The organism is Tepidiforma sp. (genome assembly GCF_034433535.1).
Taxonomy (GTDB): Bacteria; Chloroflexota; Dehalococcoidia; order Tepidiformales; family Tepidiformaceae; genus Tepidiforma.
On record NZ_DAOUAO010000175.1, the window covers coordinates 1 to 8,232 of the forward strand.

The 8,232-nt window shown below is 70.3% G+C and carries 8 protein-coding genes, 1 pseudogene and 1 riboswitch; of the genes and pseudogenes, 4 read left to right on the top strand and 5 right to left on the bottom strand.

The genetic code is table 11. The features are described 5' to 3' along the window. Positions 1 to 477: pseudogene (locus VAE46_RS09230) on the top strand (hypothetical protein); the annotation flags it as partial. A gap of 148 nt (positions 478 to 625) precedes the next feature. On the opposite strand, the gene panC reads toward VAE46_RS09230, so the two are convergent. The 5 genes from panC to cysS form a co-directional block, all read right to left on the bottom strand. Next, on the bottom strand, positions 626 to 1,483 hold the full coding sequence (gene panC / locus VAE46_RS09235) for a pantoate--beta-alanine ligase (protein ID WP_322796642.1): 858 nt from the start codon (positions 1,481 to 1,483) through the stop codon (positions 626 to 628). A 9-nt stretch (positions 1,484 to 1,492) separates the two neighbouring features. After that, entirely contained in the window at positions 1,493 to 2,335 is an 843-nt protein-coding gene (gene panB / locus VAE46_RS09240; RefSeq protein ID WP_322796643.1) for a 3-methyl-2-oxobutanoate hydroxymethyltransferase, read from the bottom strand. 29 nt (positions 2,336 to 2,364) lie between these two features. Further along, on the bottom strand, positions 2,365 to 2,772 hold the full coding sequence (panD, locus tag VAE46_RS09245; RefSeq protein WP_322796644.1) for an aspartate 1-decarboxylase: 408 nt from the start codon (positions 2,770 to 2,772) through the stop codon (positions 2,365 to 2,367). Positions 2,773 to 3,109: 337 nt separating this feature from the next. Beyond that, positions 3,110 to 3,601, bottom strand: coding sequence for a hypothetical protein (locus tag VAE46_RS09250; protein WP_322796645.1), 492 nt, complete (start codon positions 3,599 to 3,601; stop codon positions 3,110 to 3,112). Between the two features lie 78 nt (positions 3,602 to 3,679). Continuing rightward, positions 3,680 to 3,815, bottom strand: a riboswitch (cyclic di-AMP (ydaO/yuaA leader). Between the two features lie 98 nt (positions 3,816 to 3,913). After that, on the bottom strand, positions 3,914 to 5,287 hold the full coding sequence (cysS, locus tag VAE46_RS09255; RefSeq protein ID WP_322796646.1) for a cysteine--tRNA ligase: 1,374 nt from the start codon (positions 5,285 to 5,287) through the stop codon (positions 3,914 to 3,916). 274 nt (positions 5,288 to 5,561) lie between these two features. Between cysS and VAE46_RS09260 the strand changes: the two genes are divergently transcribed. From VAE46_RS09260 to lgt, 3 genes are all read left to right on the top strand, one after another. After that, on the top strand, positions 5,562 to 6,497 hold the full coding sequence (locus tag VAE46_RS09260) for a hypothetical protein (protein WP_322796647.1): 936 nt from the start codon (positions 5,562 to 5,564) through the stop codon (positions 6,495 to 6,497). A gap of 61 nt (positions 6,498 to 6,558) precedes the next feature. Beyond that, the gene (locus tag VAE46_RS09265; protein WP_322796648.1) at positions 6,559 to 7,305 is read left to right on the top strand and encodes a hypothetical protein; all 747 of its coding nucleotides are present in this window, start codon (positions 6,559 to 6,561) and stop codon (positions 7,303 to 7,305) included. Between the two features lie 68 nt (positions 7,306 to 7,373). Continuing rightward, positions 7,374 to 8,232, top strand: an 859-nt coding sequence (lgt, locus tag VAE46_RS09270) for a prolipoprotein diacylglyceryl transferase (protein WP_322796649.1), incomplete at its 3' end; no start/stop codon positions are given.

An 8,232-nucleotide genomic window follows, 5' to 3' on the forward strand; every position in this document is an offset into this window, starting at 1 on the left:
ACTCCCACACCCCGTCCGCCGACTCCGACCCGCACGCCGATACCGCCGCCTTCGTCATTCCTTCCGCCCGCTCCCCCACGTCCGCCCTACCCCGGGACGAGCGGTTCCGGCAAGCCGATAGAATCCTGCACCGGCTCATTCGAGCTGCCGGCAGCCCCCGGCTTCGAAGTCCGCGTGGAATGCGCCTACTGGGGCTGGACCACGCTCTTCACCATCACCGTCCGCACCGACTACTTCACCGATTTCGACTACCCGCTAGACATTGAGGTGGAAGTCGACCCGCCAAACAGGCTGCCCGATAGTGCCTCCGATGACTTGTGGTATGCCGGCGACGAGGTCGAGTTCGCCTGGCCTGCTGATTTCTCGTCCTTCATCGACCCCGTCACCGGCCAATACGAAATCACCGTTACGGCGTCGTCATGGGAATCGTACTTCGACGAGGTCACCATCGCCGCCGGCACCTTCACCATCCGCTGACCCCGGCCCTCCCCGCTCCCCGCTCCCGGCTCCCTGCTCCCGGCTCCCTGCTCCCGGCTCCCTCACCATCCACTAACGCCGCGCCGCTCCCGGCTCCCTGCTCCCGCTCCCCCCTCCCGGCTCCCACCTCCAACCTCCAACCTCCCCCTCACCCCAGTTCCACGTTGTCCAGCAGGCGCGTCGCTCCGAATCGCACCACCACCGAAAGCAGCGCCGGCCCCTCCACCCGACCCTCCAGCTCCTCCAGCGTCACGTCGTCCGCCAGCGAGACATACTCCAGCGCGGCCAGCGGCTCCCCCGCCACCACCTCCGCGACCGCCCGGCGTAGCGCCTCCGCTTCCCGCTCGCCCGCCGCCCAGCGCGACGCCGCGACATCGAGCGCGCGCTTCACCACCGGCGCCGCCGCCCGCTGCTCCGGCGAGAGGTACACGTTCCGCGAGCTCATCGCCAGGCCGTCCGGCTCCCGCACGATGTCGCAGGGCACCACCTCCACCCCAAGGTCCAGGTCCTGCACCATCCGCCGAATGACGCGCAGCTGCTGGGCATCCTTGCGGCCGAAGTACGCCCGCGTCGGCTCCACCGCGTTGAACAGCTTCAGCACCACGGTCGCCACCCCGCGGAAGTGCCCGGGTCGGGCCGCCCCTTCGAGCCGCTTCGTCACCTCCTCCACGGTCACATACGTCTGATAGCCCGGCGGGTACATCACCGCCGGCGTCGGCAGGTAGACCGCGTCCACCCCGGCCTCGGCCAGCAGCCGCAGGTCGCGCGCCTCATCCCGCGGGTACCGTTCGAAATCCTCGCCCGGCCCGAACTGCATCGGGTTGACGAAGATCGAAACGACCGTCAGCGCGTTTTCCTGCTTCGAACGCTGCACCAGCGCGAGGTGCCCATCGTGCAGGTAGCCCATCGTAGGCACGAAGCCGAGCTCGCCGGGGTGCGCGCGCCGCCACGCCCGCATCTCGGCCGGCGTCGAAAGCACCACCGGGCCGCCGCCGTTCTCCGCCACGCCGCTGCCTCAGGAGGTCTGGGCGAGCTCGCTGAGCGTCGCCTCGTCCATCTCGAAGCTGTGCTCCGCGGTCGGGAAGGCGCCCTGCTCCACCTCGTCGATGTAGGCCCGCACCGCCGAGCGGATCGCCTCGCCCAGCACCGCGTACCGCTTCGCGTGCTTCAGCGGCCGCCGGTCGTCGTAGATGCCGAGCATGTCGTGCAGCACCTGCACCTGGCCGTCACAATGCGGCCCGGCCCCGATGCCGATCGTCGGGATGCTGATCCGCTCGGTGACCATCCGGGCGAGCGGCGCCGGGATCGTCTCCAGCACCACCGCGAAGGCGCCGGCCTCTTCGAGCGCGCGGGCATCGTTGATGAGCTTCGCCGCGGCCGCCGGCGTGCGCCCCTGGACCTTGTGCCCGCCGAACTGGTTCACCGATTGCGGCGTCAGGCCCAGGTGCCCCATCACCGGGATGCCGCACTCCACCATCCGCTGCACGAGCGGGGCCACGTGGCTGCCGCCCTCCAGCTTCACCGCCGTGGCGCCGCCCTCCTGCAGCAGGCGGCCGGCGTTGCGCATCGCCTCGTTCGGGTCGGCCTGGTAGCTCATGAACGGCATATCCGCGACCACGATCGCCTTCTCCGTCGCCCGGACCACCGCCCGCGTGTGGTAGACGATGTCGTCCATCGTCACCGGCACCGTGGATTCGTAGCCGAGCACCACGCTCCCCAGCGAATCCCCCACCAGGATGATGGGGATGCCCGCCTGCTCCACCAGCCACGCCGTCGGGTAGTCGTACGCGGTGATCATGGCGAAGCGGCGGCCCTGCGCCTTCCATTCCTTCAGGCGGTGAATCGAAATCCGTCCCATGGCCCGTGCCCCCTTTCGGTGCTCTCGGCTCAGCCCACCCCCGCGCCCACCGCCTCGCGCGGGTTGTGCGAATACCCGTCCCCAATCTCCACCGAAACGATCCGGTTGTTGCGGTCGACGAACACCCGCCGCGGCGCGACCGCCTGCGCCTCCGCCTCCGCCAGGTGCTGGTAGGCGATGATGATGACGATATCCCCCCGGTGCACGAGGTGCGCCGCCGCCCCGTTGATGCACACTTCGCCCGAGCCGCGCTCGCCCCGGATGGCGTACGTTTCGAGGCGCGCCCCGTTCGTCACGTCCACCACCTGGACCTGCTCGTAGGGCAGGATGTTGGCCGCCTCCATCAGCTCCGGGTCAATCGTGATCGACCCCTCGTAATCGAGGTTTGCGCCCGTCACCGTGGCGCGGTGAATCTTCCCGCTCATCATCACGCGCATGCTGATCCCCCTCCGGCAGCAGCCCCACGATCGAACCACCCCGGCATCGCCGGGTGCGGGGCGGGGACGGGCTGGTGGGTGGGCGGGGCAGCGCTCGGGCGCCGTGGTCCTGCTCAACTTCCAGGTCCGTACCGGCCACGCGGGTCCAGGCGGACGCTCGTTGAACGATCGTGCGGTCTCTTCCAGGCTCGACGTCCCTCGCGGGATCGCCGGCGCCCTGATCGTTTCGGCCCGCGCGAAGCTTGTCAAGGGCTGCCCGGCTGCAGACCACGCGCGCCCCGGGAGACCCTGCCCCCGGGGCGCCCGTGCGCATCCGCGAACCCGGCCGGAATCCGCCTCAGCCGGCCTCGCCCAGGTCCCGGTGCGTCGTCTCGTAGACGATCTGCGTGAGGCGGTTGTGGTGCCGCGCGAGCGCCATCTCCAGCAGGATCGCCTGCTCGCTCAGGTCGATCATCTTCCAGATGTCGACCTCGCCCGGCTCGCTTGCCGCCGCCACGAGCGCATCGGCCTTTGCGGCGAACTGCTCGTGCTCCTCGCGCTGCTGGTCCACCTTCGGCAGGAGCCGAGGCTCGAGCGATTCGGCCCGGTTCAGCGGCGAATCCGGCAGCTCCGCGCTCCAGATGTGATGCCGGATCGCCGCACGCGCCCCGGTTACGGCCTGGCGAAACGCCGTTTGCCAGCTCTGCGGCTCGTGCGCGTGGAACGGCAGCCGCGCCGCCTGCCGCAGCAGGTCGCGCGCCTCGGCCAGCGGGTCCTTCAGGCTGAAGATGGACCCGTCCGGCTGGAGCGGGGCAAAGGTGCCCGAATAGGTGGTCGGTGAACTGCTCATGTCGTACCTCCTGGCGTGCCGCCTGGTGGCCGGGCCCGCTGCCGGGCCGGCCCTGTCGGATTGCTGGGAGGGCCTGGGCGATGCCCTCCGAACGCCTGCGGGGTTAGCTGACGGGTTCGGCGTCGGAAGTCGCCTATGCGCCCGCTCGCGCAATGCACCCCAGGGAAATGGGTCCCCCGCCTCTCCCGTGGGGAGAGTTCGGCGTACATCACCTTAGCACCGTTCAGCACGTTTGCGTCGAAGGTGACCGCCGCCGGCATTGCAAACGCATAACGAACGCCGCACCTGCCGGGTTCCCGAACGGCCCGGGGGCTACTTCTCGCTCCAGCTCGTCCCGTCCGGGCTGTCCTTCAGTTCGATACCGAGCTCCAGCAGCCGGTCGCGCACCCGGTCGGCGAGCGCCCACTGCTTCGCCGCGCGCAGCTCCGAGCGCACTTCCACCAGCAGGTCAATGAACGGCTCGGCCCCGCGGACCCGCTTCGCCGGCGCCGCCAGCGTCAGGCCCAGCACCCCGCACAGCTCCCGCAGCACCGCCTGTGCCGCCTCCACCGACTTCCCCGCCGCAGCCGCCCGGTTGATCTCCCGCGCCAGCTCGAACAGCGCCGCCAGCGCCCGGGGCGTGTTCAGGTCGTCGTCCATCGCCTCGATGAAGCGTGCCCGCACCCCCTCGGCATCGATGCCCGCATCGCCTTCGCCGCCTTTCGCGAAGGCCGCCGTGCGCAGCCGCTCCGCACCCGCCCGGGCCGCCTCGAGCGCCTCCTCGGAGTAGGTCACCGGGCTCCGGTAGTGGCTCGTGATCACGAACATCCGCAGCGCATCGGCCCCGTACTGCTCCAGCGCCTCCCGGATGGAGACCAGGTTGCCGATCGACTTCGACATCTTCTCGCTGCCCAGCTGGAGCAGCGCGTTGTGCATCCAGATGCGCGCGAAGGGCGCCTTGCCGGTGTAGGCCTCGGTCTGCGCGATCTCGTTGGTGTGGTGGGGGAAGATGAGGTCCATCCCGCCACCGTGGATATCGATCTGCTCGCCCAGGGTATCGAGTGCCATCGCCGAGCACTCGATATGCCAGCCGGGGCGCCCCGGGCCCCAGGGGCTCTCCCAGCTCGGCTCCCCCGGCTTCGCCCCCTTCCAGAGGGCGAAATCGAGCGGGTCCTCCTTGTGCTCCGTCGGGTCCACCCGTGCGCCCGCCCGCAGGTCGTCGATATTCCGCTTCGAAAGCGCCCCGTAGCGCTCGGCCCCGAAGGCCCGCACCCGGTAGTACACGTCCCCGCCGGCGGCGTAGGCGTATCCCTTCTCGATCAGGCCTGCGATGAAGCGGATGATCTGCGGCAGCGTCTCCGTCACACGGGGGTAGGCGTGCGCCGGCAGCACGTTCATCGCCCGCAGCTGGTCGAGGTACTCCGCGATGTTCCGGTCGGCCAGCTCCGCCATCGAGATGCCGAGCCGCTGCGACCGCTCGATCAGCTTGTCATCGATGTCCGTGAAGTTCTGCACGTGCTTCACCGGGATGCCGCGCCAGTCGAGGTAGCGCCGCAGCACGTCGAACACGATCGCGTGGAGCGCATGGCCGACGTGCGCCTCCGAGTACGGCGTGATCCCGCAGACGTACATCCGCACCACGCCATCCTCGCCGACGGGCGGCAGCAGCTCGCGGCGCGAAGCGGTCAGCGTATCGGTGATCTGCATCGAATCGGCTCCCGGGTAGCTTCGCTCCAGTGTAGCGAAGCCCTCCGAAGCCGCATTCCGGGGTTTCCCGCCCGTCTATCGTGGCCATCGAGAGCACAAATTCGTGATCGCGCAGGCATTGCCACAACGCTCCCCCCTGTGCGAACCTTCCGCCTACCCTCGGCGGGGTGATTGGCACAGCGCCCCGGCCCGGATTCCCCGGTCCGACCCCTGCGCCCCGGGCGCCCGTGCCGAAACTGCCTATGAGAATGACCTCTCAAACGGAGACCGCCGCGTGACGGCACGGCCCCGGCAGGAGCCGCTGCGCGTCGCGACAAGGCTCGCAACGTGGGCCGACTACGGCATTGCCGTGGCCCTCACCGTGCGCCGCTGGCTCCCCCTGCCTGCAAATCGGCCCGCCCACGCCTTCGAGCCCGCGCTCGTGCCGGCTGTCGCGGGGGCGCGCCGCTACCGGCCCTCCTGGCACGAGCCGGTCCCCCATATCCAGCCCTGGTACGTCCGCCCGCTCGAAGTGGTCATGCTCTGCCTCTCGTTCTTCCTCGCCGCCCACCTTGTCGGCGGCGGGACGCCCGAGGCCCGCGCACCCCAGATCAGCATCGCCTTCCTCCCCTCGGTGCCGAGCGCCGCTGCCGCCTCGCCGTCGCAGGTGATCGAAGTCCGCCCAACGGCCGCGGCCGCTGGGACCCCCGCGGCCGCCCCGGCCGTGGCCGCTTCCCCGGATGCCGAACCGGCCCCGGCCCAGGCCCCGCGCACCGCCGACGCTGCGGCCAGCGACGTCCACGAGGCCGCTGCACCCTCCGAACCCCCGGCCGCTGCCTCCGCTCCCGCTGAGACCCCCGCGGCCGAGGCCGCTCCTCCGCCGCCCCCGCCGGCTGTCGCGCCGCCCGTGGCGAAAGCCGCCCCGCTCACCTACGCCCAGGTCATTGCGCTCGCCATCGAAGCCGGCTGGCCCGCCGAGCTCGCCGATGCCGTCGCCCGCGTCGCCTGGTGCGAAAGCCGCTTCCGCCCCGATGCGGAGGGCTACGGCACCTACGGCCTCATGCAGGTCGTGCCCCTCTGGCTCGAATACGCCGGCTTCAGCTTCGAACAGTGGTCCGACCCGCTCGTCAACCTGAAGGCGGCCCTCGCCGCCTTCCGCTACAGCGAAACCAGCGGCCACGCCCCCTGGTCCGCCTGGTCCTGCAAGCCCGACGCCATCACCATCCCCTGACCTCCCACCTCCAACCTTCAACCTTCTTGCGTTCCGCTCGACGCCGGCGTTCACTGGAACCGTGGAACTGCGCGTCGCCCACCTCTACCCCGGGGTCATGAACCTCTACGGCGACCGCGGCAACGCCCTCGCCCTCCGCACCCGCGCCGAGCGGCGCGGCATCGCCTGCACCATCATCCCCGTCAACATCGGCGACCCGTTCGACCCCGGCGCGGTTGACCTCCTCCTCATCGGCGGCGGCCAGGACCGCGAACAGCGCCGCATCGCCCCCGACCTCCTCCAGCGCGGCCCCGCCATCCGCGAGGCGGTGGATGCCGGCCTCCCCGCGCTCGCTGTCTGCGGCGGCTACCAGCTCTTCGGCCACCGCTACATCGACCACGACGGCAGCATCATCCCCGGCATCGGCGTCTTCGACCTCGAGACCCGCCACCCCGGCCCCATCGCCGACCGCTGCATCGGCGATGTCGTGGTCGAAACCCCCTTCGGCGAGGTCGTCGGTTTCGAAAACCACGGCGGCCGCACCTACCTTGCCCCCGGGCAGGAACCGTTCGGCGCTGTCGTCGCCGGCTTCGGCAACAACGCCGCCGACCGCACCGAGGGGGCCCGCCGCGGGAACGCCATCGGCACCTACCTCCACGGCAGCCTCCTGCCGAAAAACCCGGCCCTCGCCGATGCCCTCATCCTGGCCGCCCTCCGCCGGCGCTACGGCGACCGCGTCACGCTCCCGCCGCTCGATGATGTCGCCGCCCTCCGCGCCCACGAGGCCGCCCGCGCCGCTGCCCTGCGCCGCGCGCGCCGCCCCGCCTGAACGGCCCATTTACCCCGCGGCGGCCCGCCCTATCCGCTCAAACTGCGCCGCGCTACCCTTAGCCCAGCATGGGCGCCTTCTCCACCCTCTTCCTCGCCATCAGCATCGATATCAACCCCGTCATGGCCGAATTCGGCCCGTTCACCCTCACCTGGCACGGGCTCTTTACCGCCCTGGGCATCCTCGCCGGGGTGACCCTTTCGGTCTGGCTCGCGAAGCGTGACGGCATCCCCGTCGAAGTCGCCCAGGAGATCGCGTTGGTCGGCGTCCCCTGCGCCATCGTCGGCGCCCGCCTCTTCTACGTGGTCGAACACTGGGACCGCTTCCAGGATGACCTGCCCAGCATCGTCTTCGGCATCACCGAAGGCGGCATCACTCTCTACGGCGGGCTCCTCGGCGGCGTCCTCGGCGGGCTCATCTACGCCATCTGGCATAAGTGGCCCATCGGCATCGGCCTCGATGCCGCCGCACCGGGCATGATCCTCGGCCAGGGCATCGGCCGCATCGGCGACCTCATCAACGGCGAACACATCGCAAAGCGGACCGACCTCCCCTGGGGCGTCAAGTACCTCCACCCCGATTCGCCCCAGTACCAGTACAACCTGCTCAACCAGGACCCGAACAACCCCCTGCGCCCCCTCGATACCTACGCCGTCCACCCCGTCGCCGGCGGCTACGAGCTCGTCGGCGATTTCATCATCCTCGGCATCCTCCTGTTCGTGTGCTACCGCTACATCAAGGTGCCGGGCTGGGTCTTCTGCTCCTACGTCGCCATGTACGGCATCATGCGCTTCTTCCTCTCCTACTTCCGCATCGATGAGCAGACCTTCTATGGCGTGCCGGTCCCCCAGCTCACCGCCGGCATCACCCTTGGCATCGCCGTCATCGCCGCCGGCATCCTCTATCGCAAGCCCGGGCCCATCACCC